24 protein-coding genes and 1 tRNA gene are annotated in these 25,991 nt (G+C 66.3%); 5 read left to right on the forward strand and 20 right to left on the reverse strand.

Going from position 1 to position 25,991, the window contains the following annotated elements:
- Nucleotides 1-15: 15 nt before the first annotated feature.
- The gene (locus ACLB0R_RS14195; protein WP_416644009.1) at nucleotides 16-2,301 is read right to left on the reverse strand and encodes a TonB-dependent receptor; all 2,286 of its coding nucleotides are present in this window, start codon (nucleotides 2,299-2,301) and stop codon (nucleotides 16-18) included.
- 63 nt (nucleotides 2,302-2,364) lie between these two features.
- On the reverse strand, nucleotides 2,365-2,760 hold the full coding sequence (locus ACLB0R_RS14200; protein ID WP_416644010.1) for a hypothetical protein: 396 nt from the start codon (nucleotides 2,758-2,760) through the stop codon (nucleotides 2,365-2,367).
- Nucleotides 2,761-2,903: 143 nt separating this feature from the next.
- Between ACLB0R_RS14200 and ACLB0R_RS14205 the strand changes: the two genes are divergently transcribed.
- The gene (locus ACLB0R_RS14205) at nucleotides 2,904-3,563 is read left to right on the forward strand and encodes a DUF4893 domain-containing protein (protein WP_416644011.1); all 660 of its coding nucleotides are present in this window, start codon (nucleotides 2,904-2,906) and stop codon (nucleotides 3,561-3,563) included.
- 6 nt (nucleotides 3,564-3,569) lie between these two features.
- Here the strand turns inward: ACLB0R_RS14205 and ACLB0R_RS14210 are convergent, their stop codons facing one another.
- Nucleotides 3,570-5,846: an ATP-dependent helicase gene (locus tag ACLB0R_RS14210; protein ID WP_416644012.1), complete on the reverse strand. Its 2,277-nt coding sequence runs from the start codon at nucleotides 5,844-5,846 to the stop codon at nucleotides 3,570-3,572.
- A gap of 52 nt (nucleotides 5,847-5,898) precedes the next feature.
- The gene (locus ACLB0R_RS14215; protein WP_416644013.1) at nucleotides 5,899-7,119 is read right to left on the reverse strand and encodes a glycosyltransferase; all 1,221 of its coding nucleotides are present in this window, start codon (nucleotides 7,117-7,119) and stop codon (nucleotides 5,899-5,901) included.
- 253 nt (nucleotides 7,120-7,372) lie between these two features.
- Between ACLB0R_RS14215 and ACLB0R_RS14220 the strand changes: the two genes are divergently transcribed.
- The gene (locus ACLB0R_RS14220) at nucleotides 7,373-9,022 is read left to right on the forward strand and encodes an inorganic phosphate transporter (RefSeq protein WP_416644014.1); all 1,650 of its coding nucleotides are present in this window, start codon (nucleotides 7,373-7,375) and stop codon (nucleotides 9,020-9,022) included.
- A gap of 2 nt (nucleotides 9,023-9,024) precedes the next feature.
- Here ACLB0R_RS14220 and rsmD read toward each other — a convergent pair whose 3' ends face one another.
- Nucleotides 9,025-9,567: a 16S rRNA (guanine(966)-N(2))-methyltransferase RsmD gene (gene rsmD, locus ACLB0R_RS14225; RefSeq protein WP_416644015.1), complete on the reverse strand. Its 543-nt coding sequence runs from the start codon at nucleotides 9,565-9,567 to the stop codon at nucleotides 9,025-9,027.
- 3 nt (nucleotides 9,568-9,570) lie between these two features.
- Nucleotides 9,571-10,644, reverse strand: a complete 1,074-nt coding sequence (locus ACLB0R_RS14230; RefSeq protein ID WP_416644016.1) for a pseudouridine synthase — start codon at nucleotides 10,642-10,644, stop codon at nucleotides 9,571-9,573.
- A gap of 125 nt (nucleotides 10,645-10,769) precedes the next feature.
- Here ACLB0R_RS14230 and ACLB0R_RS14235 point away from each other — a divergent pair, with 125 nt between their 5' ends.
- On the forward strand, nucleotides 10,770-11,219 hold the full coding sequence (locus tag ACLB0R_RS14235; RefSeq protein ID WP_416644017.1) for a response regulator: 450 nt from the start codon (nucleotides 10,770-10,772) through the stop codon (nucleotides 11,217-11,219).
- A gap of 3 nt (nucleotides 11,220-11,222) precedes the next feature.
- Here ACLB0R_RS14235 and ACLB0R_RS14240 read toward each other — a convergent pair whose 3' ends face one another.
- Complete coding sequence (locus tag ACLB0R_RS14240) at nucleotides 11,223-12,362, reverse strand: aromatic ring-hydroxylating oxygenase subunit alpha (protein ID WP_416644018.1); 1,140 nt, start codon at nucleotides 12,360-12,362, stop codon at nucleotides 11,223-11,225.
- A 107-nt stretch (nucleotides 12,363-12,469) separates the two neighbouring features.
- Here ACLB0R_RS14240 and ACLB0R_RS14245 point away from each other — a divergent pair, with 107 nt between their 5' ends.
- Complete coding sequence (locus ACLB0R_RS14245; protein WP_416644019.1) at nucleotides 12,470-13,840, forward strand: AmpG family muropeptide MFS transporter; 1,371 nt, start codon at nucleotides 12,470-12,472, stop codon at nucleotides 13,838-13,840.
- Here the strand turns inward: ACLB0R_RS14245 and ACLB0R_RS14250 are convergent.
- The 9 genes from ACLB0R_RS14250 to ACLB0R_RS14290 all read right to left on the reverse strand — a co-directional run bounded on the left by ACLB0R_RS14250 (nucleotide 13,792) and on the right by ACLB0R_RS14290 (nucleotide 22,617).
- Entirely contained in the window at nucleotides 13,792-15,129 is a 1,338-nt protein-coding gene (locus tag ACLB0R_RS14250) for a bifunctional folylpolyglutamate synthase/dihydrofolate synthase (RefSeq protein WP_416644020.1), read from the reverse strand. The two genes, ACLB0R_RS14245 and ACLB0R_RS14250, sit on opposite strands and share 49 nt — an antisense overlap.
- 113 nt (nucleotides 15,130-15,242) lie before the next feature.
- Nucleotides 15,243-16,097 (reverse strand): acetyl-CoA carboxylase, carboxyltransferase subunit beta, encoded by an 855-nt coding sequence (gene accD / locus ACLB0R_RS14255; RefSeq protein ID WP_416644021.1) that lies wholly within the window; start codon nucleotides 16,095-16,097, stop codon nucleotides 15,243-15,245.
- On the reverse strand, nucleotides 16,094-16,885 hold the full coding sequence (gene trpA, locus ACLB0R_RS14260; protein WP_416644022.1) for a tryptophan synthase subunit alpha: 792 nt from the start codon (nucleotides 16,883-16,885) through the stop codon (nucleotides 16,094-16,096). The genes accD and trpA overlap by 4 nt, the downstream gene beginning before the upstream one ends.
- On the reverse strand, nucleotides 16,885-17,271 hold the full coding sequence (locus ACLB0R_RS14265) for an endonuclease domain-containing protein (protein ID WP_416644023.1): 387 nt from the start codon (nucleotides 17,269-17,271) through the stop codon (nucleotides 16,885-16,887). The genes trpA and ACLB0R_RS14265 overlap by 1 nt, the downstream gene beginning before the upstream one ends.
- Nucleotides 17,272-17,312: 41 nt before the next feature.
- Nucleotides 17,313-18,557 (reverse strand): tryptophan synthase subunit beta, encoded by a 1,245-nt coding sequence (gene trpB / locus ACLB0R_RS14270; protein ID WP_416644024.1) that lies wholly within the window; start codon nucleotides 18,555-18,557, stop codon nucleotides 17,313-17,315.
- On the reverse strand, nucleotides 18,554-19,195 hold the full coding sequence (locus tag ACLB0R_RS14275) for a phosphoribosylanthranilate isomerase (RefSeq protein ID WP_416644025.1): 642 nt from the start codon (nucleotides 19,193-19,195) through the stop codon (nucleotides 18,554-18,556). The genes trpB and ACLB0R_RS14275 overlap by 4 nt, the downstream gene beginning before the upstream one ends.
- A gap of 63 nt (nucleotides 19,196-19,258) precedes the next feature.
- Entirely contained in the window at nucleotides 19,259-19,933 is a 675-nt protein-coding gene (pyrF, locus tag ACLB0R_RS14280; RefSeq protein WP_416644026.1) for an orotidine-5'-phosphate decarboxylase, read from the reverse strand.
- A complete protein-coding gene (locus tag ACLB0R_RS14285) occupies nucleotides 19,930-20,265 on the reverse strand; it encodes a hypothetical protein (protein WP_416644027.1) in 336 nt (111 codons plus the stop codon). The genes pyrF and ACLB0R_RS14285 overlap by 4 nt, the downstream gene beginning before the upstream one ends.
- A 60-nt stretch (nucleotides 20,266-20,325) precedes the next feature.
- Nucleotides 20,326-22,617: a patatin-like protein gene (locus ACLB0R_RS14290; RefSeq protein ID WP_416644386.1), complete on the reverse strand. Its 2,292-nt coding sequence runs from the start codon at nucleotides 22,615-22,617 to the stop codon at nucleotides 20,326-20,328.
- Between the two features lie 159 nt (nucleotides 22,618-22,776).
- Between ACLB0R_RS14290 and ACLB0R_RS14295 the strand changes: the two genes are divergently transcribed.
- On the forward strand, nucleotides 22,777-23,259 hold the full coding sequence (locus tag ACLB0R_RS14295; RefSeq protein ID WP_416644028.1) for a hypothetical protein: 483 nt from the start codon (nucleotides 22,777-22,779) through the stop codon (nucleotides 23,257-23,259).
- A 17-nt stretch (nucleotides 23,260-23,276) separates the two neighbouring features.
- Here ACLB0R_RS14295 and ACLB0R_RS14300 read toward each other — a convergent pair.
- The 4 genes from ACLB0R_RS14300 to ACLB0R_RS14315 form a co-directional block, all read right to left on the reverse strand.
- Nucleotides 23,277-23,352 (reverse strand) — tRNA-Thr (locus tag ACLB0R_RS14300).
- Between the two features lie 25 nt (nucleotides 23,353-23,377).
- Nucleotides 23,378-24,250, reverse strand: coding sequence for a hypothetical protein (locus tag ACLB0R_RS14305; protein ID WP_416644029.1), 873 nt, complete (start codon nucleotides 24,248-24,250; stop codon nucleotides 23,378-23,380).
- Nucleotides 24,247-24,594: a hypothetical protein gene (locus tag ACLB0R_RS14310; RefSeq protein ID WP_416644030.1), complete on the reverse strand. Its 348-nt coding sequence runs from the start codon at nucleotides 24,592-24,594 to the stop codon at nucleotides 24,247-24,249. The genes ACLB0R_RS14305 and ACLB0R_RS14310 overlap by 4 nt, the downstream gene beginning before the upstream one ends.
- Nucleotides 24,594-25,913, reverse strand: coding sequence for a replication-associated recombination protein A (locus tag ACLB0R_RS14315; protein ID WP_416644387.1), 1,320 nt, complete (start codon nucleotides 25,911-25,913; stop codon nucleotides 24,594-24,596). Before ACLB0R_RS14315 ends, ACLB0R_RS14310 begins: the two co-directional genes overlap by 1 nt.
- Nucleotides 25,914-25,991: the final 78 nt, after the last annotated feature.

Raw genomic sequence — 25,991 nt, forward strand, 5'->3', positions numbered from 1 at the left:
GTTATCGTTGCGCTGTCAAAGCCGCCAGCGCATTTCGACGCTGTAGCTCCGCCCCGGAAAGGGATGGAACAGGAAATAGCGCCGGTCAGTGACGTTATCGACGCCGAGCGCGAGTTGCAGCTGACGCGTCACCGCCACCGTCGCGCGCAGGTCAGCGACGAAATAGCTGCCGAAGCCCTGGTACGTGAAGCTGACCGGGTCGCTATTGTCGATCGTCCCGAACGAGCGACCCGAATAGCGCCCCGCGGCACTGAGCGACCAATGCGTATCGGGCCGCCACGTCGCCACCACCGTCGCGCGCATCGTCGGCAATTGCGGCGGGCGCTTGCCGATGGCGGCGGGGAAGGCCGCATCGGCGCGGATGCGCGGATCGGTCAGCGTCAGGCTGCCCGACACGTCGAACCGCTTGACCAGATCGGTCTGCTGAAAGGCCAATTCGAGCCCATCGGTGTGGACGCGATCGACATTCTGGACATAGCTGAAGAGTGTTGCTGATCCGGGCACGAGCGGCGCGGTTTGTGAGAGCAGCGCATCGTTGATCACTTCGCGGAACAGCGACAGGCGGACGAAATTGGCATCGCTGCCGCGCTGGATCGCCAGTTCCTCGCTCAGCGCCTGCTCGGGCCGCAGTGTCGGGTTGGGCGAGGTGAGGGTGGGGCCCGTGGTGATTGCCTGGTAAAGCTCGGTCACGGTCGGGAAGCGCCACGCCTCGCCGAACGACAGGCTGACGCGCCAGTCGTGCGTCGGTGTCCACGCGAGCGTCGCCTTGGGCGAGAATTTGCTCGCCGATCGCGCCGGCTGATTGACCGCAAGCGCGGGCGCCAGGCTGAAATTATAGCCGTCGCTGGCCCGCCACCATTCCTGCCGTCCGCCGATCGTCAGCAGCACCGGCGCAATCGGCCGCCAGGCGATTTGCGCCCAGGCGGCATCGGTCGTCGTCGTGCCCCGCGATGCCTGATTGAGCGCTCCGGGCGCATCGGCGAGCCAATTGGTGGCAAGCGTGTAGCGATTGCTGTTCAGGTGATACTGATCACGATGATAGCCCGCCGAGACGGTGAGCCGATCGAGCTCGGTCAGATGCCACGCTGCCTTGGCGTCGACGGTGTACCAGCCGGTCCCCGCCAGCCGCGTGAGATTACCTGCGCCGCCAGTAAAGCCGCCCGGCAACGCAGCCGTCGCCACGCGCTGATCGTCGCGCGCGAAATCGAACAGTGTGCCGACGACGTGGAAATCGACCGGTCCTTGTGTGCCCTGGACGATCCAGCTGTGCGACCAATGCGTCTGGCGGTTGTGGTAGATGTTGTTTGAGAAGGTGCTGGCGGGGATGGTGTAGGCATAACCGCCGATGTTGAGCGTGCCGGCATAGGCGGGGGCGCTCGCCGCGCTCAGATAGCTCGTGGCGCTGGCATCGGTGGCGTTGACGAAGACGCCGCCGACGTAACTCAGCCGGATGTCGGGCGTCAGATCGAAGGCGAGCTTGAGCTTGGCGAAATCCTCCGCCTGATGCTCGAACCCGGTCGCGCCGATCACGCGGATCGCGGCACCCTGGCGGTTGAGATCGTCAAAGCCGCCCGCCGTGCCCGCGCCGCTTGCGGAAGGGCTCGCCGGCCGCGTCGCTGTGGCGTAACCGAGCGGCTGGCTGTCGCTCGACACATGGCTGTAGCTGGCGAAGACCGCGAGCCGGCCGAAGCGATCGCCCAATGTCGCGCCCGCCGAATAGGCCGGGTACGTGCCGCGCGTGCCATATTGATCGAAGGTCTGGACCGAGGCGCCGGCGGTGATTTCGGCCTCCAATTGGTCGGGCAGGCGAGTCGTGATGTTGACCACCGCGCCGATCGAATTGCCCGCATAAGCCGCCGAAAATGGGCCATAAAGCACGTCGATCCGCGCGATTTCCTGCGGGCTCACCAGCTGCCATTGCGGGCTCGCCGAAGTGTTGTTGTTGCCGATCAGCGAGGAGAGCAAAGCGCCATCGGCGAAGATCAGGCTGCGCGCGGAGGCACCGACGCCGCTCGTCCGCGTCGCCAGCGGTGACTGCGTGTCGCCGATATGGCGTTTGCGGACGACGAGGCTCGGCAGATATTTGACCGTATCCTCGACATTCACGGCGTTGACTGTGCGTGCGATCGTCTCGGCGTCGATCGCGGCGCGAGTATTGGGCGTCGCTTCGATCATCGCGTTGTGGCGCGTCGAGGTGACGAGAATGTCGTTGGTCGGGTCGCCATGATCGGCGGGGGGTGTGGCCGGGGTGAGCACGGCAAGCGCGAGCGGCGCCGTGGCGGCGCTAAAGGTAAGGGGCATGGAGCAGTTCCATCGTCTGACGGGAAGGAGCGCGCCGACAGGAGGCGTCGGCACGAGCGTGGGTCAGGCGAGGGCGGGTGGTCCGGTCTTGGGCGGCGGCGGCGCGGCGAGGCCGCGGCCGGGGAGGGCGGCGGGGATCTTCGCCGATGCGGAGGCCGGCGAGCTTGTCGGCGAAACAATCGACTGAAGCGGTGCGATCAGGTCGACCGCAGCACTTGCAGCCGCAAAGGCGCAGATATGGTCGGCCGCCGGCGCGTGATCGCTCTGCTTCTTGCCCGTCGGATCGGCGATATGCGCAGCACCATGGCCCGTGCAGATCTCGATCACCGGCAGATGGCCGCCCGTGTCGGCGCCGATCATATAGCCGTCGGGCACCACCAGCCGCATCCACAGCGCCAGCGCGAGCAGCAGCGCTGCCACGGGGCGGTGGGACGCAAGGATGGCGCGGAGCGCGGGCATGGTTGGCGCGTTATGCCGTGCTCTGCGCGGGGTCAAGCGTGCTGCGGAGGCGCTCTCACGCCGTCCCGAACGGCCAGCATTAACCAATTGTTTACGCTTCGCCGTTTACCATTCGTTAACGCCACGAAATGAGAGCCTTAGCCGTGAAATTGGCGATGAATATCCGACAGTTGATGCTGATTGCCGGCGCAGCGGCGGCGCTGGGAGGGTGCACGCGCCATTTGTCCCTCGTCGTTCAGCCGAGCCCGGCGGTCACCGTCGAGCAGATGCCGTCAAGCGCCTGGCGCAGCATTGCCACCCCGGCGGATCAAGCCTCGATCGATCGCCTTGCCGCGCGTTGGCAGGCAGCACGCGCGCTGGCCAGTCGCCGTTTCCCCAGTCGGTTGAAAGCGGAAGGCGCGCTGCTCGCGGCCGATGGCGCGGTGCCATTGCCGCAGCTGACCCCGGGGCCCTACTGGTGCCGATTGATCCGCATCGGCGGCAAGGGCGGCTATGTGACCGCCCGGCCTGATCGCTGTGACGTGGCGGGGGACCATCAGCGCCAGTCGCTCACCAAGCAGGATGGTGCATCGCTGCCCGGTGGCTGGCTCTACAGCGACGACCAGCCGAACCGGCTCATCTTCCTGGGCGCCACCCGGCTGCACCAGCGCGACGCCGCGCCGGGCTATGGCACGGATAGCAGCAAGGATGTGATTGGCGTTATCGAGCGGGTCGGCCCGTTCCACTGGCGCTTCGTGATCGCGGGCGCGCAAGCGCCGGCCGACGAGATTGTGCTCTACGAGCTGTTCCCGGCGCTGGGCTGACCGCGCTCAGCCGATCGTCACGAAGCTGTCCATCACGCGCTTGCGCCCGGCGGCTTCGAAATCGATTTCCAGCTTGTTGCCTTCGATCTCGGCAATCGTGCCATAGCCGAATTTCTGATGGAACACGCGCATGCCGACCGAGAGGTCGTCGCGCCCCTTATTGCCGAGGCTGACGGCAGAGGCGCGCGCCTCGACGATGCGGGGTTCGCGGACGAGCGATGTGCCTGATCCCGCCGCGCGCTGCCAGCCTGGCCCGCGCCCGGTGCCGCGGGCGACATTGGCAAAGGGATCAGCGGCGGTCGACCAATTGGCGCGCCATAAGCTATCGCCGCCCGCTAGGCTCGATTCCTCCTCGATATGCGGCTTGGGCAGCTCGCCGACGAAGCGGCTGGGGATGCTCGACGTCCATTGGCCATAAATGCGCCGGTTGGCGGCGTGGAGGATGATCGCGCGGTGCCGGGCGCGCGTGATCGCGACATAAGCCAGGCGGCGCTCTTCTTCCAGGCTGGCCAGCCCGCCTTCGTCGAGCGCGCGCTGGCTGGGGAACAGCCCTTCTTCCCACCCGGCCAGGAACACCGTGTCGAATTCCAGCCCCTTGGCGGCGTGGATCGTCATGATCGTCACCTGCGGCTCATAAGCGCCGCTCTCATTGTCCATCACCAGGCTGACATGCTCGAGGAAGGCACCGAGCGTCTCATATTCCTCCATCGCGCGGACGAGTTCGTTGAGGTTTTCGAGCCGGCCTGACGCTTCGACCGATTTCTCGGCCTGGAGCGCGCCGGTATAGCCGCTCTCATCGAGGATCTGCCGCGCGAGATCGGGGTGCGGCAGCTCCTGTGCCATCTGCCGCCAGCGCGCGAGATCGCCGACGAAATTGCCAAGGCTGCGCCGTGCCGCGCCGGTCAGCTCGTCGGTGTCGAGGATGCGCGCGGCGGCGAGGCTGAGCGGAATGTCCTCGGCGCGGGCGAGCAAGTGCAGCTTCTGCACCGCCTTGTCGCCCAGCCCGCGCTTGGGGACGTTGACGATGCGCTCGAACGCCAGGTCATCGGCCGGCTGCGCGACGATGCGCAGATACGCCAGCGCATCGCGGATTTCGGCGCGTTCATAGAAGCGGAAACCGCCAACGATGCGGTAGGGCATGCCGATCGCGATGAAGCGATCCTCGAATTCGCGCGTCTGGTGCTGCGCGCGGACGAGGATGGCGATGCTATCGAGGCTCTGCCCCCGACGCTGCGCCGCCTCGATCTCCTCGCCCACCCGGCGCGCTTCCTCCGGCCCATCCCACACGCCGATGACGCGCACCTTCTCGCCCTCGGCTTGCTCGGTCCACAAGGTCTTGCCGAGCCGGCCGCTATTGTTCGCTATGACGCCCGACGCTGCCGCCAGGATGTGCGGTGTGGAGCGATAATTCTGCTCGAGCCGGATCACTTTGGCGCCGGGGAAGTCGCGCTCGAACTTCAGGATATTCTCCACCTGCGCGCCGCGCCACGAATAGATCGACTGGTCGTCATCGCCGACACACGCGATGTTCTTGCGCTCCTGCGCCAGCAATCGCAGCCAGAGATACTGGACGCTATTCGTGTCCTGATACTCATCGACCATGATGTAGCGGAAACGCTGCTGATAGTGCGCCAGCACGTCGCGATGGGTGCGCAGGATCACGAGCATGTGGAGCAGCAGATCGCCGAAATCGCACGCGTTGAGCGCGACCAGCCGCGCCTGGTACTGCGCATAGAGCTCACCGCCGCGTCCGTTCGCCCAGCGCTCGCTCTCACCCGCGTCGATATCGGCCGGGGTCAGCCCCTTGTTCTTCCACTCGTCGATCAGCCCACCGAGCGCGCGCGCCGGAAAGCGCTTCTCATCGATATCGGCGGCGATGACGAGCTGCTTGAGCAGCCGCAGCTGATCGTCGGTATCCAGAATCGTGAAGTTGGATTGCAGCCCAACGAGCTCGGCATGGCGCCGCAGCATCCGCGCGCCGATCGCGTGGAAGGTGCCTAGCCACGGCATCCCTTCGACCATATCGCCGACCAGGGCGCGCACGCGTTCGCGCATCTCGCGCGCGGCCTTGTTGGTAAAGGTGACGGCGAGGATCTCGGACGGATAGGCCTTGCGCGTGTAGAGCAGATGCGCCAGCCGCGCGGTCAGCGCTGCCGTCTTGCCCGTGCCTGCGCCGGCCAGCACCAGCACCGGGCCGTCCGTGGTCAGCACCGCCTCGCGCTGCGGCGCATTGAGGCCGCGCAGATAGGGCGGATCAGCAGGCGAGGGCGCGGGCAAATTCATGACCGTGAACAGCTAGGGAACGCGGGGCAATAGCGCTAGCCCAATTTCATGCTCAAGCGCTGATACCGTGTACGGCTGATGCGGCCAGTTCGGCGAACAGCGCAGCGTACTCTCGGGCGCCTGATTCGATCGTAAAGGCGCGGACATGGCGGATTGCGGCATCGCTCGGCCGGCGGGCGGGGGCGGGCGCGCGGCGCATCGCGGCGGCGAAGGCGTCGACATCGCCCACCGGCACCAGCGTGCCGAACGCGCCGTCGCCGATCAGATCGCTGATCGCGGCGCTTGAGTCGGTCGTCACCACGGTCAGCCCCGCCGCTATCCCCTCGATCAGCACGGCGGGCACGCCTTCGAAATCCGAGGAGAGGCACAGAATGTCTGCCTCGGCCATCCACGGCCTCACATCGGCAACATGGCCGGGCATGGCGACTTTGCTTGCGATGCCGAGCGATTGCGCCAGAGCCTCGAGCCCGTCGCGTTCGGCCCCTTCGCCCAGGATGGTCAGCCGATCGGCGGGCGCGGCGATGCGCGCGAACGCAGCCAGCAGCAGCGCCAGATTCTTCTGCGGTGCCAGTCGCGCGACGGCGAGATAGCGCCGGCCGCGCCGCGCCGCGACGCGCGGCAGGGTGATGAAGCTCTCAAGCTCTTCCTCGCGCAGCACGGGATCGTGAATGACGCGCACGCGAGCTGCCGGCACCCCCATATGCGCGACAATCTCGGGAACCATCGCCGGCGCCATCGCGACGAATTCGCCGAGCAAGCGCCCCTGCAATCGCAGCCAGCGATGATAGAGGAAGCGGATCGGCCGGGGCATGTCCTGCCGCCTCAGGTCGTTGGAGACCTTGGTCACGATCGGCGGGCAGCGGCGCCCGAGGAGCAGCTTCATCGCGACGCCGACCGAACTATAGGTATTGCCGGGGCAGAACAGGACGTCGGGCCGCTGGCTCGCGATCAAGCGCGGCAAGTGGCGGATCATCCAGAGGAGCTGCGTGCGAGAGCCGATCCCGCGCGCGTTTGGGATAACGAGGCAAGCAGCGCCATCGCTGGCCTCGCTCGCACAGCCGTCATCGCGGCCGACGACCACGACCGCGTGCTTGCCGATCTTCCGCAGCGCCGCGTTCAGCCGCAGCGCAACACGCTCGACACCGCCCGGCGTAAAGCTGTGGATCACCGTCATCACCCGGAAGGATGGCTGCGGCACTACTGGCCGTTGGTCGTGATCTCGATCGACGGGCGGCGAAGCCATGTCGGGTGATTCGAGCAGGGGGTCGAGCATAAGCACTCCGCATCCACACACTGGCCGTGGACTTTTTGATCCACCCCGACACGATAACCCCGCAAGCCAGCCCTTAACGCGCTTTGCCGCGCTGTAAATATCGGGCAGCTAGCGCCTTGTCTTCGGGCGTGTTTCGTCTCAGTCCGGTCAAGGGAACGCCGCGACGGTCCAAAATCGTCCTTGCCCAGCCATGGCGCGCGCGGGTATTGCGAGCCCATCCTTTCACGATCAGCGGGGCTGACCGAGCAGTCGCATGGCGACCACCACAATTGATAGCGGCGATCGGCTTGACCGTTCGCCGATCGGGGAACGGCTGGACCGGCCTTCCCACCCGCTGGCGCGCGCGCTGTTCGGCCTGGGGCTGATCGGCGGCCTGGGCTACGCCGCTTACAGCATCTTCCTCGACACCCAGCATGTCGGCGAAACGCTGGCGCTGGGCGTGTTCGCCTTTCTGGGGCTCGCGCTGTTGATCGCGCTCGCGTTCGAATTCGTGAATGGCTTCCACGATACCGCCAATGCGGTCGCGACGGTCATCTACACCAATTCGATGCCGGCGCCGCTGGCCGTCGTGTGGTCCGGCGTGTGGAATCTGATCGGCGTGCTGTTGTCGAGCGGTGCGGTCGCTTACTCGATCGTCACGCTGCTGCCGGTCGATCTCATCCTGCATGTCGGGTCGAGCGCCGGTTTTGCGATGATCTTCTCGCTGCTGTTTGCCGCCGTCATCTGGAACCTGGCGACCTGGTATTTCGGCATTCCCAATTCGTCGAGCCATGCGCTGATCGGCTCGATCCTCGGCGTCGGCTTTGCCAACCAGCTGATTTCGGCCGGCACTGGCGGCACCCAGGGCGTCGACTGGGGCCAGGCGCAGAAAGTGCTGTCGTCGCTGCTGTTCAGCCCGCTGATGGGCTTTTTCGGCGCATTGCTGCTGCTGGTCGTCATGAAGCTCGTGCTGCGCAATCCCAAGCTTTATCAGGCGCCGGAAGGCGATGCGCCGCCGCCGACCGGCATCCGCGCGCTGCTGATCTTCACCTGCACTGCGGTCAGCTTCGCGCATGGCGGCAATGACGGGCAGAAGGGCATGGGCCTCATCATGCTCATCCTCATCGGCTGCGCGCCAACGGCCTATGCGCTCAACCGGACGATGCCGGCAAGCGACACCCCGGCGTTCGTGCAGCATGCGAGCGCGGCTGCCGCCGTGTTCCACCGCCATGCCGAGGGGACGCCGATTGGGCCCGAAGCAGCGCGCGAGGCGCTGACCAGCGCGCTCAAGACGCGCAACGCCAGCACGCCGGTCGTCTATGCCGCGATCGAAACGGTGACCAATGAGATCAGCCATGATGTCGGCAGCTATGGCAGCTTGTCGAAAATCCCTTCGGCCGCAGCGTCCAACCTGCGCAACGACATGTATCTGGTGCTCGATACCAGCCGGTTGGCGACAAAGGCCAAGACCGCGTCGCAGACCTTTTCCGCCGACGAGCTCAAGACCGTCGACACGTATCAGACCGGGCTGGAGAAAAGCACGCGCTACATTCCGCTTTGGGTGAAAGTGACTGTCGCGATCGCGCTGGGGCTTGGCACGATGGTCGGCTGGCGGCGGATTGTGGTCACGGTCGGCGAGCGGATCGGCAAAACGCATCTCACCTATGGGATGGGCGCGGCGGCCGAGCTGACGGCTGCCAGCACGATCCTCCTCGCTGAATATGTGGGCGCGCCGGTGTCGACGACGCATATCCTGACCAGCGGCGTTGCCGGCGCCAGCGTCGGGAACGGCGCCGGGCTGCAACCGCGCACAATCCGCAACATGGTGCTCGCTTGGGTACTGACGCTGCCGGCCGCGATGCTGATCGCCGGCGGGCTTTATTGGGGCATGCTGACCGTTATCCGCGCGATGGGAACGGTCTGACGCTAGGCGATTTGCCGAAGCAAGGTTAGCCGCGCCTTGCCGTGGACGCGGCTGGCGTCGATCTCGAAGCCGGCAACTGCCAGTTCCTCTTCATGCGCGGTTTCGATGCTCACCCAGCTTGCCGGCCCAACCCAACCGAGCCGCGCCAGCTTGTCGAGCGCGACCGCGCCGGCGCCGGAACGATAGGGCGGGTCCATCAATAGCAGATCGAGCGGCGCGGGCGCCGGGCCGAGCGCCAGCACCGATTGCGCACGGACATCGGCGTTCGTCGCGCCGAGCTTGGCGATGTTCGTGCGCAGCGCATCCAGCGCCGCGCGATCCTGCTCGACGAACAGGCATTTGCCCGCGCCACGCGACAATGCTTCGAGCCCCAGCGCGCCCGAGCCGGCAAACAGATCGGCCACGGCTAGGCCTTCGAACGAGCCGAGCCGGCTGGTCAGCATCGAGAACAACGCTTCGCGCGTGCGATCGGCAGTGGGGCGCGTCGTGTCACCCTTAGGCGCGACGAGCGGCCGCCCGCGCCATTGCCCGGCGATGATCCGCATCGGTCAGCGTTTGCCCGGGCGGCGCGGCCGGCCGGGTCGCGCGGGGCGACCGCCGCGCGGCGAGCGCGGGGCGGCTGGCGCGTCGTCGCGGGTGGCGCGGCGCGGATCGCTCAGCGTCCGCCGTGCGCGCGAGGAGAGCGGCTTATCGGCTGGGCCGTCGGCTTGCTTCCTGGACGCGCGCTGGGGCGTTGCGCGCTTGGGGCGCGGCGGGAGCTTGCCTGGCGAGGCGTTGCGGCGAGGCCCTTCCGAGCGTGGCGCCTCGGCATCGGCGTCCGGTTTGGGACGCGGCGGCGGCACCGCCTGCTTCAACCGCATCGGCGCTTCCGCGCCGCGCTTCTTCGGCTGCCTCCTAAAGGCTGCGACATCGGCCTGGCGAACCTCGCCAATCTCGCCCATCGGCAAGTCACCGAGCACAAACGGCCCATAGCGCGTGCGGATGAGCCGCGACACTTTGAGGCCGAGATGCTCCAGCACTTTGCGCACTTCGCGGTTCTTGCCCTCGGTAATGATGATCTCGATCCACACGTTCGCGCCGGTCCGCCGCTCGAGATTGGCGTCGATCGACCCGTAACGCACGCCGTCGATCTCGACGCCCTCGATCAGATCCTCAAGCTGCGCCTGCGTCACCTGCCCATAGGCACGGGCGCGATAAGCCCGCTCGACGCCGGTCGACGGCAATTCGAGCTGGCGCTTCAATTCGCCGTCGGTGGTCAGCAGCAATAGCCCTTCGGTGTTCAAGTCGAGCCGCCCGACCGGCATCAGCCGCGGCAGGCCCTTGGGCAGGCGATCATAGATCGTCGGCCGCCCGCCGGGATCGCGCTCGGTCACCAGCACGCCATTGGGCTTGTGGAACAGGAACAGCCGCGCCGGCGTCGGCTCGGCGACGGGCTTGCCGTCGACGGTCACGCCGTGGAGCGATTTGAGCACCGTCGCCGGCGTGTCGATCGGCTTGCCGTTCAGCGCGACTCGCCCCTCCACAATCATCCGTTCGATTTCGCGGCGTGAAGCGATGCCGGCGCGCGCCAGCAATTTGGCAATGCGCTGGCCGTCGCGGTCTGGGAGAGAAAATTTCGTCACGATTTTGTCGATAGCGCCAATTTTGTCGCACCCAGAACATTATTTGTCGGGCAAGGGAGGCTGAGCGGCGCGACGGGCGTTGTCGCGCAGGAATTACTCCTATCTATCCGGTACAGGAGAATCACGTGGCGGTCCTTTTCGGCAAGCGCAGACGGCATTTGGCGCGCATCCTCATCGTTGAGGACGAGGCCCTTATTGCCTTCGACAATGAGCGCTTCCTGGCCGAGGAAGGATTCGAGATTGTCGCCACGCTCGATCGCGTCGAGGAAGCGGTGACGCTGATCGAGGCGGGCACCGAGATCGATCTGGTGCTCGCCGATGTGAACCTCGCCGACGGCAGCGGCATCGATGTGGCGCAGGCGGCGCATGACCGCGGCATCGCGGTGCTGTTCGTCACCGGCGCTTGCCCCAGCCATGCGCGGGCGCTGGCGTGCGGGTGCCTGTCCAAGCCCTATCACCAGCGTGATCTGGTGCGGTCGATCGACGTGATCGAAGCGGTGCGCCATGGCGGCGGCCGTACCCCGCGCGCGCCGGCGGGGTTCAGCCTGTTCATCGACGTGCCGCAAGCGGGCTAGCCCTTAGAGCCGCGCCTCGACCTGATCGTGGAACAGGCGCATCCCGGTCTCGAGCGTGCCCAGCGTCAGTCGCTCGATCGCGCCCGAGCTTAGCCCTTCCTGGCCCAGCTCGGCCGCCCGGAAATCCTCGCCCGCGAACACGCCCGCGTCGAGCAGCGCCCAGCTCCGCTCCCAATGGTCGCGTGCTTTGTCGGTCGCCGGCGGCTCGGGGATCAGCATGAAATCCTCGACCAGCACTTCGCGCTCGGACTGCGGCATCAGCGTCATCAGGTTGATGTAATCGGGGCTGACGATCAGCACCGTGCCGGGAAACATCTGATAGGTATAGGTAATCGCCGCGCGCAGCGCCGGCCAGTCGCCTTGCGCCGCCGCGATCAAGTCCGCCTCGCGCCCGACCGCGGAGCGCTGGTGCGGCCCGATCATGTCGCCGGTCGAAACGCCATCCTGAAAGAATTTGCCGATCGTCTGCGCGTGGAGGCGCTGGACGTGGTAGCTCTCCAGAAACGCATCCATGATGAGCTTCCAGTTCGCCGCGACGCGATGGGTGCGGCGGCGGAACAGGTGCTGGCCGGGCAGGTCGAACGCCCAGAATTCATCGCCCAGCGCGCGCGCTTCGCTGAAATCGGCGGTCTCGTCGAAGGCGAACCAGATGAGGCCGCCGGCCTCCACGGTAGGCAACCGCTTCAGCGCGAAATCGGCTTTGTTTAGACCGGGGAAGCTGTCGGGCCGGGGCAGTCCGGCGAGCGTGCCGTCAAGCGTGTAGCTCCAGGCGTGATAGGGGCAGATGAGGCGCGGCGCGCACACCGGTTCGCTCCCCTCGACAAGCCTTGTGCCGCGATGCTGGCACACATTCACGAAAACATGCGCCACGCCGTCCTTGTCGCGGGCGATGAGCAGCGGCTTGCCGAAGCCGTCATGGGGCACGGCCATGTTCGGCTCGGGCAACAGCGCGGAGGGCGCGATCACCAGCGGCAGCCGCTTGAACAGCCGGTCCTGCTCCGCGGCGTGACGCGCGGGTGAGGTATAAGCCTCAGCGCTGACATGAGTGATGCCGGCCGACGCGCGGCCGCCGCCATGCGCCAGCCGATCGGCAAGCGCCAATTGCCCCTCGGTCGGGCTGGCAATGCGCTGGGGCGCGTTCATCGGCGCTTCCTCTCCCTCATTTTGCCGCTAGTGTCGGCGCAAACCGGGCAGGGAGCAAGAGCAATGCAAGAGGTGGCAAGCCGTCAACGTGAGTGGGAAGAAAGGTGATGGCTTTGACGGCGAGAAAGGCCCCACGCACGCCGTTGCGTGCGTATCTCGAGCCAGCGCCGCTTGGCGCCTTTCTGCTCGGCATTTCCAGTGGATTTCCGTTGACGCTGCTGCTCTCGACCATGTCCTATTGGCTGTCGAAGATCGGTATCGACAAACGCACGATCGGCTTTGCCTTCGCGCTCGGGACGCCCTACACGCTCAAATTCCTCTGGGCGCCGCTGATCGACGGTATCGCGTTGCCCATTCTCGCGCCGCTCTTGGGTCAACGACGTGCCTGGCTTTGGCTGGTCCAGGGGTGCCTGGCGATTGCCTTGATTCGGCTCGGCAGCAGCGACCCGCTCAACCACATCGCGGTGTTCGCTTTGTGGGGCGTGATCGTCTCGTTCCTGTCGGCCACCCAGGATATCGTGATCGACGCTTATCGCATCGAGACGCTGACCGATGCGCAACTCGCGCAGGGGACGGCGACCAACCAGGTGGGGTATCGCACCGGCAATCTGCTCGCCGGTGCGGGCACGATCTGGCTGGCGTCAACCGAGGGTGCGGGCCTGGGGTGGCCAAGTGCGTATGCGATCAGCGCTTTGCTCGTGCTGCCCGGCATGATCGCGTCGCTATGGCTGGGGCCGGGGCGGCACACTGCCGTGCGCGAGGGCTTCTCGCTGGCCGCTTTCGGCCATTTCCTGCAGCACAGTGTTGTCGCCCCCTTTGTCGATTTCTTTCAGCGCCCTGGTGCATGGCTCATCCTGTTGTTCGTGATGACCTATAAATTGGGCGACGCAGTCGGACAAAATATGCTGAGCCCGATGGTTGTCGCCCAGGGCTTTTCGGACACCGATTTCATCGCGGTCAACAAGCTGGTCGGCTTCTGGTGTCTCGTCATCGGCAGCCTGATCGCCGGCGCGATGATCGCGCGGTTCGGCATGACCCGACTGTTGTTCGGCGCGGGCATCATCATGATGGGCGCCAACCTGCTGTTCGCCTCCGTCGCCGCCACGGGCCATTCCGTCGTCCTGCTGACGCTGGCGGTGGCGACCGAAAACCTGTTCGCCGCGATCAGCCTGACCGTTTTTGCTACCTATCTGGCGGGCCTTTCGAATACCGCCTTTACCGCAACCCAATATGCGTTGCTGTCGAGCGTCGCGGCCGTCGCCCGGACCTTTGCGACCACGCCATCGGGCTATGCAGCAACCGCTTTCGGCTGGCCCGGCTTCTACATCTTCTGCGCGACGCTGGGGCTGCCCGGCCTGTTTTTCCTGTGGCGAATGCAGCGCGCCGGTTTTGTTGCGGAGAGCGCGCGACAAACAGGTGTGGACGAGGATCAGTCCGGCCATTCCCGATTGAGCGCCAGCGCCTCGCCCGCGAGATAGAGCGAGCCGGCGATCAGCACGTTGGCCGGCGTTGCGGGATCGGCGGCGAGGCGGTCGATCGCTTGGTCGAGTGAGAAGGCGGGGGCTGAGGTCGACAAGCCGAGGCGGCTTTGCGCGACCATCGCGATATCGCGCGGGTCGTGGCCGGCATGGCCGGTGATCGGCACGAAATGGGCGTAGGCAACGAGCGGCGCGATCGGCCCGAGCACATCATCGATCCGGCGATTGGCCATCAGCGCGAAGACCAGGCCGAGGGGAGCCATCGGCGCCATCGCCCGCGCCACCGCCTGTGCGCCATCGGCATTATGCCCGCCATCGATCCACACGGCGCGCCCGCCCAGCCGATCGACCAGCGGGCCGGGCCCCAGCTGCTGCAGCCGCGCCGGCCAGCGCGCCGCGACGATCCCGGCGGCGATGGCCTCGGCGGGTACGGCAATGGCTGACTGATGGCGAAGCATCGCGACTGCCAGCGCGGCGTTATCGGTCTGATGCGAGCCCGGCAGATGCGGCAGCGGCAGATCGAGCGCCCCTGTCGCATCACGGTAGGCCAGGCGCCCGTCGCTGCTGGCGGCATGCCACATCTCGTCACGCATCAACGGCATCGCTCTGCGCGCCTGGGCGACATCGAGAACCGCGTCGCGCGCGGCTGGCACATAGGCCTGTGTCACCAGAGGTACGTCCGGCTTCGCGATGCCCGCTTTCTCGAACGCGATCCGGGCGATCGGCTCCTCCGGCGTGCCGGCTTCGGGCACCAGGAGGAAGGCCTCATGATCGATGCCCAGTTGCGCGATGCCGGTCACCACGGGCGCGGGGATCACATTGGTCGCGTCGAGCCGGCCGCCCAGGCCGACCTCGATCACACACGCATCGGCGGGCACGCGGCTGAAGGCGAGGAACGCCGCCGCCGTCGTGACTTCGAAAAAGCTCGCGCCGATATCGCCGCCGGCATCGAGCACCTCGGCGAGTAGCGGTGCTAGCGCGTCGTCCTCGATCAGCCGCCCGGCCAGCCGAATCCGCTCGTTGAAGCGGACCAGATGCGGGCTGGTATAAACGTGGACGCGGTGGCCCGCCGCCTCCAGCATCGCGCGCAGGAACGCGCAGGTCGATCCTTTGCCATTGGTGCCCGCGACGTGGAAGACCGGCGGCAGGCCGCGCTCCGGATTGCCGATCCGTGCGAGCAGCCGGGTGATGCGGTCAAGCCCCAGCACATCCGCGCCCGGCCCAAGCGCCCAAAGCCGATCAAGCTGCGTCTGCACGGCGGGGGAGGAGGAGCGAGCGTGGTCAGGCATGATCTAGCTCTCTCCCCTTCAGGGGAGAGGGTTGGGAGAGGGGCAGGTCGAGGCGGCGTCGCTTGTGGCTACCCCTCTCCCCGGCCCTCTCCCCTGAAGGGGAGAGGGAGACTTCACGCCGCCCGTTTCGCGCCCAGATAATCGATGATCTGCGCCAGCGTTGCGGGCAGCTCGGCGCGCGGCTTCACCATGTCGATCATGCCGTGCTCGAGCAGATATTCGGCGCGCTGAAAGCCCTCGGGCAGTTTTTCGCGGATCGTCTGCTCGATCACGCGCTGGCCGGCAAAGCCGATCAGCGCATTGGGCTCGGCGATCTGGATGTCGCCCAGCATTGCGTAACTCGCCGTCACGCCGCCCGTCGTCGGGTCGGTCAGCACGACGATATAAGGCAGGCCGGCATCGTGCAGCATGCGGATCGCGACCGTCGCGCGCGGCATCTGCATCAGCGAGAGGATACCTTCCTGCATCCGCGCGCCGCCGGCCGCCGTGAAGATGATATAAGGGCATTTGTCGGCAATCGCGGCCTCAACCCCCGCCACGAACGCCTCGCCCACCGCCAGGCCCATCGATCCGCCCATGAAGGCGAAATCCTGCACGCCGACCACCGCGCGCTTGCCACCAATGGTGCCCCGCGCGTTGATCAGCGCATCGCCACGCCCGGTGTCGGTCCGCGCCGCCTTGATGCGGTCAGTGTAGCGTTTCGAATCGCGAAACTTCAGCGGGTCTTCAGCAACCTTGGGCGATGGCAGCTCGGTGTAGCGCCCATCGTCAAAGGTGTAGGAGAAGCGCAACGCCGCGCCGATTCGCTCATGATGGCTGCAATTGGGGCAGACATGGAGGTTGTCCTCCAGCTCCTTCACGAAGATCATCTGCCCGCAGCCCTTGCACTTGTGCCAGAGATTGTCGGGCGTATCCTTCTTCGGGACGACGAAGGACAGGGCGTTGCGGACGTTGCTGAGCCAGCTCATGCGGGTTCCTTGCGCGCGGCGGACACGGCCGCTTTCAACGATTGGATATAGGGTTTGATCGCGGCGGGCGCATCGGCGCCGTGCAGGCCGATCAAGTCGACGATCGCCGAGCCGACGACGACGCCATCGGCGACGCGGGCGATGGCTTCGGCTTGTTCGGGCGTGCGGACGCCGAAGCCGACCGCGACGGGCAAGTCGGTCGCGGCTTTCAGGCGCGCGACGGAATGCTCGATCGAGGCTTGCGCCGCCTGCTGCTTGCCGGTGATGCCCGCGACCGAGACGTAATAGAGAAAGCCGCTCGCGCCATCGAGCACGGCGGGCAAGCGCGCCGCATCGGTGGTCGGCGTGGCGAGGCGGATGGGGGCGACGCCGGCGGCGCGGAGCGCGGGGCCGAGCTGATCGTCCTCCTCGGGCGGCACATCGACGCAGATGACGCCGTCGATGCCCGCCTTGGCAGCGGCGGCGGCGAACCAATCCGCACCCCGGCGGAGCATCGGGTTGGCATAGCCCATTAGGACAAGCGGGACGTGCGGATGGCGCGCGCGGAAATTGGCGGCGATGTTCAGGATGTCGGCGGTTGTCGTGCCGGCGCTCAGGCTGCGGATGTTGGCTGCCTGGATCGCCGGGCCATCCGCCATCGGATCGGTAAACGGCATGCCGAGCTCGATGATGTCGGCGCCGGACTCGACGAGGGCGTCAAGAATGGCGGGCGTGGGGCCGTCGCCTGCGGTGACGAAGGTGACGAGGGCGGGGTGGCGTTTAGCGAATGCAGATGAGAAGCGCGTCATCAAGCCCTCTCCCCTTCAGGGGAGAGGGTTGGGAGAGGGGACTTCCCGCAAGCGCCTGCCAGGGCAATCGCTGTCAACACGCCTTCCAAGTTCTCCATCACTTCCCGATTGGTAAATCTGATCACTCGATATCCCTGAAGTTCCAGATAGCGCGTCCGCTCGTCGTCATAACGCTCCTGATCTGCGTGGCTGTCGCCGTCAACCTCGACAACAAGCATTGGGCCGCGGGAGGCAAAATCGACGATGTAAGGTCCGACGACTTTTTGACGGCGAAATTTGACTTTTTCGAAGCGTTTGGCGCGAAGTGCCAACCATAGCCTGGTTTCTGGCTCCGTCAGAGCTTTGCGATTGTTGCGGGCGAAGCCGGTCAGTTTTGCATCGCGCACTGCCCCTCTCCCAACCCTCTCCCCTGAAGGGGAGAGGGCTATTAGATCGCCGTCCCCAGCGCCTCGGCGACGGTGAAGATGTCCTTGTCCCCACGCCCGCACAGGTTCGCCAGGATGATCGCGTCTCTCGGCATCGTCGGCGCGACCTTGGCCACCGCCGCGATCGCGTGGCTCGGCTCCAGCGCCGGGATGATGCCCTCGGTGCGACACAGCAGCTGAAACGCATCTAGCGCCTCGCCATCGGTCACGCTGGTATATTCCACGCGGCCGATGTCGCGCAGCCACGCATGTTCCGGTCCGATGCCGGGATAATCGAGGCCTGCCGAGATCGAATGCGCCTCGGTGATCTGGCCGTCGTCGTCCTGCAGCAGATAGGTCTTGTTGCCGTGGAGCACGCCGGGGAAGCCGCCTGCCAAGCTCGCGGCGTGCTTGCGGTCGAGCCCTTCGCCAGCCGCCTCGACGCCGAGCATCTTCACGTCCGCATCGTCGAGGAAGGGGTGGAACAACCCGATCGCGTTCGACCCGCCGCCGATCGCCGCGACCAGCAGATCGGGCAGCCGCCCCGTCCGCGCCAGCATCTGCGCCCGCGCCTCGCGCCCGATCACGCTTTGGAAGTCGCGCACCAGCTCGGGGTAAGGATGCGGCCCAGCCGCCGTGCCGATGATGTAGAAAGTGTCATGGACATTCGCGACCCAATCGCGCAGCCCCTCGTTCATCGCGTCCTTCAGGCTCGCCGAGCCGCTCGTCACCGGGCGGACCTCGGCGCCGAGCAGCCGCATGCGGAACACATTGGGCTGCTGCCGCTCGATGTCCTTGGCGCCCATATAGATGACGCACGGCAGGCCGAACCGCGCGCAGACGGTGGCGGTGGCGACGCCATGCTGGCCCGCGCCCGTCTCGGCGATGATCCGCGTCTTGCCCATGCGACGGGCGAGGAGGATCTGGCCGATGCAATTGTTGATCTTGTGCGCGCCGGTGTGGTTGAGTTCGTCGCGTTTGAACCAGATTTGCGCGCCGCCCTTTTGACCATTTGGGCCCTCGGCCACGTCCTTGCGCAATTCGTCCGTCAGCCGTTCGGCGTAGTAAAGCGGGCTGGGGCGGCCGACATAATGTTCGAGCAGGTCGTCGAATTCGGCCTGGAAAGCGGGGTCGGCCTGGGCGGCGCGGTAATGGCGCTCGAGGTCGAGGATGAGCGGCATGAGCGTCTCGGCGACGTAGCGGCCGCCAAACTGGCCGAAATGCCCACGATCGTCAGGCTGGGCGCGGAAGGAATTGGGTGCGTTCATGATCGGCTCACGGCTTTAAGGAACGCGGCGATCTTGTCCACATCCTTGATGCCGGGCGCGCTTTCCACGCCCGATGACACATCGACCAGCGGTGCCCGCGTCTGGCGGATCGCATCGCCGACATTGTCCGGCGTCAGCCCGCCTGACAGGCCCCAGGGCAGCGGCGATTGGAAGCCGTCGAGCACCCCCCAGTCGAACCGCACCCCCATGCCGCCGGGCAGCGCGGCGGTGTCGGGGGTCTTGGCGTCGTACAGGATGAAATCCGCTGCCCCGGCAAACGCGCGCGCCTGATCGAGATCGGCCCGCGTCTTTACCGCCACGACTGCCCAGATCGGCAGCCCGGTGCGTGCCCGGATCGCCGCGGCGCGCTCAGGCGTGGTCTTGTGGAACTGCAGCGCCGTCAATCGGCCGGCTGCGACGCTGGCGTCGACCAACGCTTCATCAGGATCGACATAAACGCCAACCCGCCCGACCGTATCGGGAATGCGCGCGGCAAGCGCCGCTGCCTGCTCCATCCCGATCGCGCGCGGGGAGGGGGCATAGAAATTGAGGCCGATATGGCGCGCGCCGCCGCTGATGGCAGCATCAACGGTGTCGACGGTCGACAGGCCGCAAATCTTGGCAACGGTTTGGGACACGCATTGCCCTATAGCGCTCAATCCCGTCGATGAAAGATCGGTAAGGAAGCGCGATGGCGCGCTTTACAGCGTCGCGCCGATCGCGCGGGCGGCCTGGTCGGGGTCGCTTGCCTGGGTGATCGGCCGGCCGACGACGATGATCGACGCGCCGGCGTCGATCGCCGCACGGGGCGTGACGACGCGCTTCTGGTCGCCGACATGGCCATCTCCGGGGCGGACGCCAGGGACAACGAGGAAACCCTTGGGCCAGGCCTTGTGCGCCGCAGCCACTTCCTCGCCCGAGCAGACGATGCCGTCGACGCCTGCGGATTGCGCCAGCTCCGCCAGCCGCAGCACTTGCTCGTGCGGATCGGGTTGGAGGCCGATCGAAACCATGTCGCTTTGGTCGAGGCTGGTCAGCATTGTCACCGCAACGACCTTGGTGCCGACGGGCGCGGCTGCCTTTGCGTCCTCCAGCATCGCGCGGCCACCAGCGGCGTGCACCGTCAGGATCGCCGGATCGAGGCCGCGCAGCGCCTGGATCGCCTTGCCGACGGTGTTGGGAATGTCGTGGAGCTTGAGGTCGAGGAAGATCGGCAAGCCGAGCGCGTGCATTTCCATCACGCCGTGGCGGCCATTCGCCATGAAGAATTCAAGGCCGAGCTTGATGCCGCCGACATGATGGCGCACCCGCGTCGCGATCAGCTTGGCGCGCTCGATATCGGGCGTGTCGAGCGCGACGAAGATGCGGTTGGTCATGGCGCCTCGCTTGCGAGGGGCGGGGCAGGCGGCAGCGGCGGCATCGGCGCGCTTTCCGGCGTCTTGGTCATTGCCGTTGCGGCATCGCGCAATTCAGCCACTGTCCGCTCGGCGGCGTTGAGGCGCGAGGTCAGCCGCCAGCGCACCGCGTGGTGATAGAGCAGCACCGGGAACAGCCCGGCGAGGAATGTCAGCACCAGCAGCAGCGGCAGATTGACGTCGGCGATCAGCCCACCCCACAGCCGGATCGGCACCGACGTCCAGTTGCCGATCGCGAACACCGTAATGATGACGACCAGCAACGCCCAGAACAGCGTTTTCAGAAACTGCATCGCCGTGCTCCCCGTCGTTATCGGCGCTTTCTACCGCACCCGCCGCGATTTGCCAGCCTTTCAGCCAATCTCCTGCCGCAGCGCCGCGAACAAGGGCCCGATGCGGGGCAGCTTTTCCTCTTCCTCGTCAAGGATGGCGAGGAAAATGTCGCGCTTCAGCGCGGCGATGCGCGCCGGCTTCAACCGGCCACTTGGCGGCAGCGTCGACATGACGATGTCGATCAACCGGTCGGCGCCGTGGAGCCGGCCCCAGAGATAATCATTCTCACGATAAGCCCGGCTGAAGAACGCGCCGAAGCTGTTGAATTGAATGCCTTTCAACGTCGCCTGCGCGCCGCCGGGGCGAATAGCAGTGGCATCGTCGGGCGCGATGCGGTCGACCTTGATCGGGTCGAATTCGTCAAGACCTTCGCCTTGCAAGAGCGGCAATGTCGCGACGTCGTAAAAGGGAAAGCCTAGATAGGTGAGCAGCATCGTGCGCCGCACGTCGCGCGATAATTTGGCGAGGCCCTCGGTCAGCAAAACCTCGGTCTCGTCGTCGAGCGCTTTCAGGTTGAGCGACCCGGCAAGCTTCTCGAGCAACGGGGTAGCATCGCCGCTCAGTGCGCGCGTGTCGCGGCCCAGATGCGCGTGGGTTTCGGTGCGTTTGCCTTCCAGATAGCGCGCGAGCGAGCCGTAAACAGCCTCGCGGATCGGCGCCAATTCCTTCTCGGCATAATCCTCCTCGATCTCGGTCAAGCGGCGCGCGAGCAGGCGCAGGCGGCGGATGCGGAAACCAAGATCGAATGAGCGGAGGAAATCGATCGTCTCGGGCCGGGCGCCGCCCGCAAAGGTCGGCTGCATCGCGTCGGCACCGCCGGCATGAACCGCCGCCACGACATGCGCGCGGATGCGGTCGCGCTCGGAACCGTCGGGCATTTGCGCGGCGTGCGCGAGCAGATCGGCGATCATGTCGATCACTTCGGTCAGCTTCAGGTGGCCGTAAGCGGCATAGCCATAGCCGGCCTTGGTTGCCGCCGCCTGTTGCGCACGCCGGCGCCAGGCCGCGAGGCGCGCGACGGTCGGGTGATCGAGGAACAACGTGTAGCCGAACAGCGCCTCGACTTGCCGCTCCACTTCCGGTCGCAAACCGGCAATCACCGCGCGCATCCGCTCGATCCGCGTCGATTTCGTCGTAATCGCGGCAAGATTGTCGCTGATCGGCTGCTGGCGCGGCAATTCGGACGCGGCACCGACGATGGTCTGGAAGAAACTCGGCACGCCGGATCCGCTCGCGGGGCGGAAATGCGCGCTCGGGAAGGGATCGATATAGACGAAGCGCCGGTCGATCTGGCGGCGGGCAGGGCGCTCGCGCAATGCCTCGATCGCCGGGCCGAACGGCGCGTTGGCGAGCACCGATCCATCGATCAACACGGCTTTTTCGGCGATGCCCTGTGCATATTGGCGCGGCATGGCGTGGCGAAGGAACGCTTCGCGCCCCGGCCACGCGACGTTGCGCTCGGCGAGCACCGCGTCGAGCTCGGCAACCGTCAGCGGCGGGAAGGCGCCCGGGAAGCTGGAGGTCGCGCGCGCCGCGAAGGTCAGCTCGCCGGTGTGCGCCAGCGTGTCACAAGGCAGGCCGCCATCGCTGAACGGAAAGATCAGCCGGTGCTCGGTCTCGAGCACCTGGCCGGGCGAGTTGATCGTCAGCATCTCGGGATAGCCGTGGAAATCGGTGACCGTCACGAACAGGTCGAGCGGCTGGCCGGGGGGCAGCAGACGCGGCCCGCGCTCGGCTTTGGCCATCGCATCGAACGCGTCGAGCATCAGGTGCGAGAAACGCTTGCCGCCAAAGGGGGGCTCGAACCAGCGCGAGCGGACGAAGTGCGAGAATTTGCTGCGCATCTCGGCGCGGATGGCGGGCTCGGGAATGCTGGCGATGCGCGCGTCCGCCCGCGCCGCCGCGCCCCAGGCGAGCGGCACCGCCCATAATTTGTCGAAGCGATTGGGCGCTTGCCCCGGATCGAGCAGCGCTTCGACATCCGCCGACTCGAGCCACAAATTGGTCAGCGGTTCGAGCGACTGGCCGGTCGCGACCGCTTGCGCCAGAAACACGCCGTTGATGCCGCCCGCGCTCGCGCCCGCAATGATGTCGACCAGCACGCGCACACGGGTGCCCTGGGCGCGTTCCATTTCCTGCAGCAGCGCGCGATAAACCCCCTGGCTGCCGCTGGCGGGCGTTTCGCCATCAAGAAACGCGCGGCTTGCCCGGGCCAAGCGCCAGATTTCCTTGGTGATGCCATGCATATAAACGGCGAGACTGATGCCGCCATAGCAAACCAGCGCGAGGCGCAATTCCTTCTCGCGGATCATCGCGCTGTCGGTGCCGGTAGTGGAAATTGCAGCCTGATCATCGCACCAGATGAACCCCGGCGCAGGGTCTGCGCAAGCCCGCATATCGGCAGGCCGGTGACGATTGACTCCGTCCCGCATTGGCGCATCCTTCCCTGGGCTTTTGTAAGGGAGGGACTTATGCGGTTAGCATTGATCGGGGCCGTGGCAGCGGGTGTGACCATGGCGGGTGTCGGCTTGGGCCAAGTGACGAGCGTCAGGCCTGTTCGTCTGGTGCCGGTGCAGGTGGAACCGGTGACGCTGGCCGATGTCCAGCGCCAGGTCGGCACGTTGTCGGCGCAGGTCGCGCAGGACCATCAGCAGATCGCGACATTGACGGCGCAGCTGCAGAAGCAGCAGCAATTGATCGGCGACCTGCAGATCGGGCTCAAGAGCACAACAGTGCGGGGGTTCGATACGGCAGGGCAGGTGTCGGCGCTTTCCGGCCAGGTCTCGTCCCTGACAAGCACCTTCAACAACCACAGCCACTATTACACCGTTGTTTCTGAAAGCGGCGGCAAGCAATTCGTTGCCGCTGCGCTGACAACGATCGCCACGCAATTCTGCAAGAAGAATAACAGCGCATCGACCGGGTCCAACGCCTATACCTGCACGGCGCCCTGATCTGGTCAAAGCCAGGGTGGTGCCGGTTGCAGGAATCGAACCCGCGACCTTCGGTTTACAAAACCGCTGCTCTACCAGCTGAGCTAAACCGGCCTGCCTGGTGCGGCGCTTCCATGCGTCAGACGCAGCCGAAGGTCCAGCCCTCCGTTTGCGCGAGGTGGGGCGTAAGCGCGGCGGGCGACCATAAGGCGGGCGTGTCGGCGACGGCGCGCAACCAGGCGGCGGTGAGGATCGCGTCGCTCTTATGGTCGTCGATCGGGCCGCTGCCGGGGATGGCCAAGCTGCCGATGGCGGGCGCGGCGAGCGCGGCGTTGAGCGCTTCGACCGTCGTCATCTTGGTGCGGCCCTTGGCGCGCCCGGCAGCGAGCGCGGCGATGCTGGTGTAGATTTCGACGATTAGCGAGCCCGTCCTCGGTAGCGGATCGAACGGCCAGATCCGCAGATGGTTTTGCGCGCGATGGAGCACGCGCATCCCGGTCAGGCTCGACTTGCCGACTTGCGCCGCGCCGACGAGGTTGAAATTGCTGTAAGGATTGAGGCCCTGCGCGCGCTGGGCCAGCTCGGTCTCGCGAAAGCGGCCGGGGCCGGCGGGATAGAGATCGCCGCGCCGGTCGCCATGGCGGCGAAAATGGCGCGCGGCATCGGGATGGTCGACGAAGCTCGTGGCGCCGAGGTGTGGATCGGTGGCGCAGATCCGCTCGACCAGCGCCCATAGCTTGCGCGCGTCGGCCGGGCTCGCCGACCATTGCGGGAAATAGGCGCCGGCATCCGCAATAGGCAGGGCGGGACCGAGATCGAGCCCGACGAGCGTCCTCGCCGGCATCTCCCGCAGCAGCCAGTCGAGCACTTCGGCCCGGCTCCACACATGCCCCGGTCGCACCAGTTTCGGCGCCGCCGCCCCGCGCGAGCAGATCGCCACGGCAATCCCGCGCTGTCGCTCGCCGACCGCGCCCGACCAGTCGATCGCGGCGAAATGTTCGAAATGCGTCACGCTTTCTTGCGCGGCCGTGCCTTGGGTTTGGCGGCGGTCCAGTCGCGGGATCGCTCGATCATCGCGCGGACGCGATCAGGGTCGGGGCTGTCGTAGCGGACCAGCACCGCCGGCCAGCCTTCATAGTGAGCCGATTGCCAGAAGGTCACCGGGTCGGTTTCCTTGAGCAGTTCGACCGTGTCGAGGTCGATCGCCAACACGAACGACGTGTCCGCCTCATGCCCGACGTTCAGAAAGGCGCGACCGTTCGACGCGACCTTGACCGCCGGCTGGCCATAATGCTGACCCGCTTCCGTATCCCGCAGCGACAGCGCAAAGGCGACCGCGTCATCCCAACCTAACATCACGCTTCCTCCCGCCGCTGCGCGCGCAGATCGTCCCAATAGGCCAGCCTTTCGGCAATCTTGCGTTCGAAACCGCGATCGACGGGCGCGTAAAAGGTCGCGGGCGCCATGCCCTCGGGCCAATAATCCGCACCGGAAAAGCCGTCGCTGGCTTCATGGTCATAGGCATAGCCCTTGCCATAGCCGATGTCCTTCATCAGCCGCGTCGGCGCGTTGAGGATGTGGGCGGGCGGCATCAGCGATCCGGTCTCCCGCGCCGATTTCCACGCGGCTTTCTGCGCGGCATAAGCGGCGTTCGATTTGGGCGCGGTCGCGCAATAAAGGCACGCCTGGACGATCGCGAGTTCGCCTTCGGGCGAGCCGAGAAATTCATAGGCGTCCTTGGCCGCCAAGCATTGCACCAAAGCTTGCGGGTCGGCGAGGCCGATATCCTCGCTGGCAAAGCGAGTGATCCGTCGCAACACGTAAAGCGGTTCCTCGCCCGCCACGAGCATCCGCGCCAGATAATAAAGCGCGGCTTGCGGGTCTGATCCGCGCAGAGATTTATGCAGTGCGGAGATCAGGTTGTAATGCCCCTCGCGATCCTTGTCGTAGACCGCGACGCGGCGCTGGAGGAACTGGCCGAGCGCAGCAGGGTCGAGCGGCGCGTCGAAGCTCACCGAGAACAGCGTCTCGGCCTGATTGAGCAGAAAGCGGCCATCGCCATCGGCGCTCGCGATCAGCGCGTCGCGCGCATCGGGAGTGAGGGGGAGGGGGCGGCCCATCTCGGCCTCGGCGCGATCGAGCAGCTGCCCGAGCGCGGCGGCGTCGAGCCGGTGGAGGATCAGCACCTGAGCGCGGCTGAGCAACGCCGCGTTGAGCTCAAAGCTCGGATTTTCGGTGGTCGCGCCGACCAGCGTCACCGTGCCATCCTCGACGAAGGGCAGGAAGCCATCCTGCTGGGCGCGATTAAAACGGTGGATTTCGTCGACGAATAACAGCGTGCGCTTGCCGACACGGGCATGCTCTTTCGCTTCGGCGAATGCCTTCTTGAGGTCGGCGACACCGGAGAACACCGCCGAAATCGCCGCGAAGCGCAACCCCACCGCATCGGCGAGCAACCGCGCGATCGTCGTCTTGCCGGTGCCGGGCGGCCCCCACAGGATGATCGAGGAGAGCCGGCCTGCCGCAACCATCCGCCCAATCGCGCCGTCCGGGCCGGTCAAATGCGATTGGCCGACGACCTCGTCGAGCGTCGCCGGCCGCAACCGGTCGGCAAGCGGCGCATTGGCGGCGGCGGCAGTCGCGGGTTCAGGGTCAGCGGCGAACAGATCGGCCATCAGGGTCAAGATAGGGCCCGCGAAAAATATTTGCAGCCCTACCTTGCATCGAGCTTTTCAAGATATATCTTCGCTGCA

Source organism: Sphingomonas sp. GlSt437, from assembly GCF_048015635.2.
Classification (GTDB): Bacteria; Pseudomonadota; Alphaproteobacteria; order Sphingomonadales; family Sphingomonadaceae; genus Sphingomonas.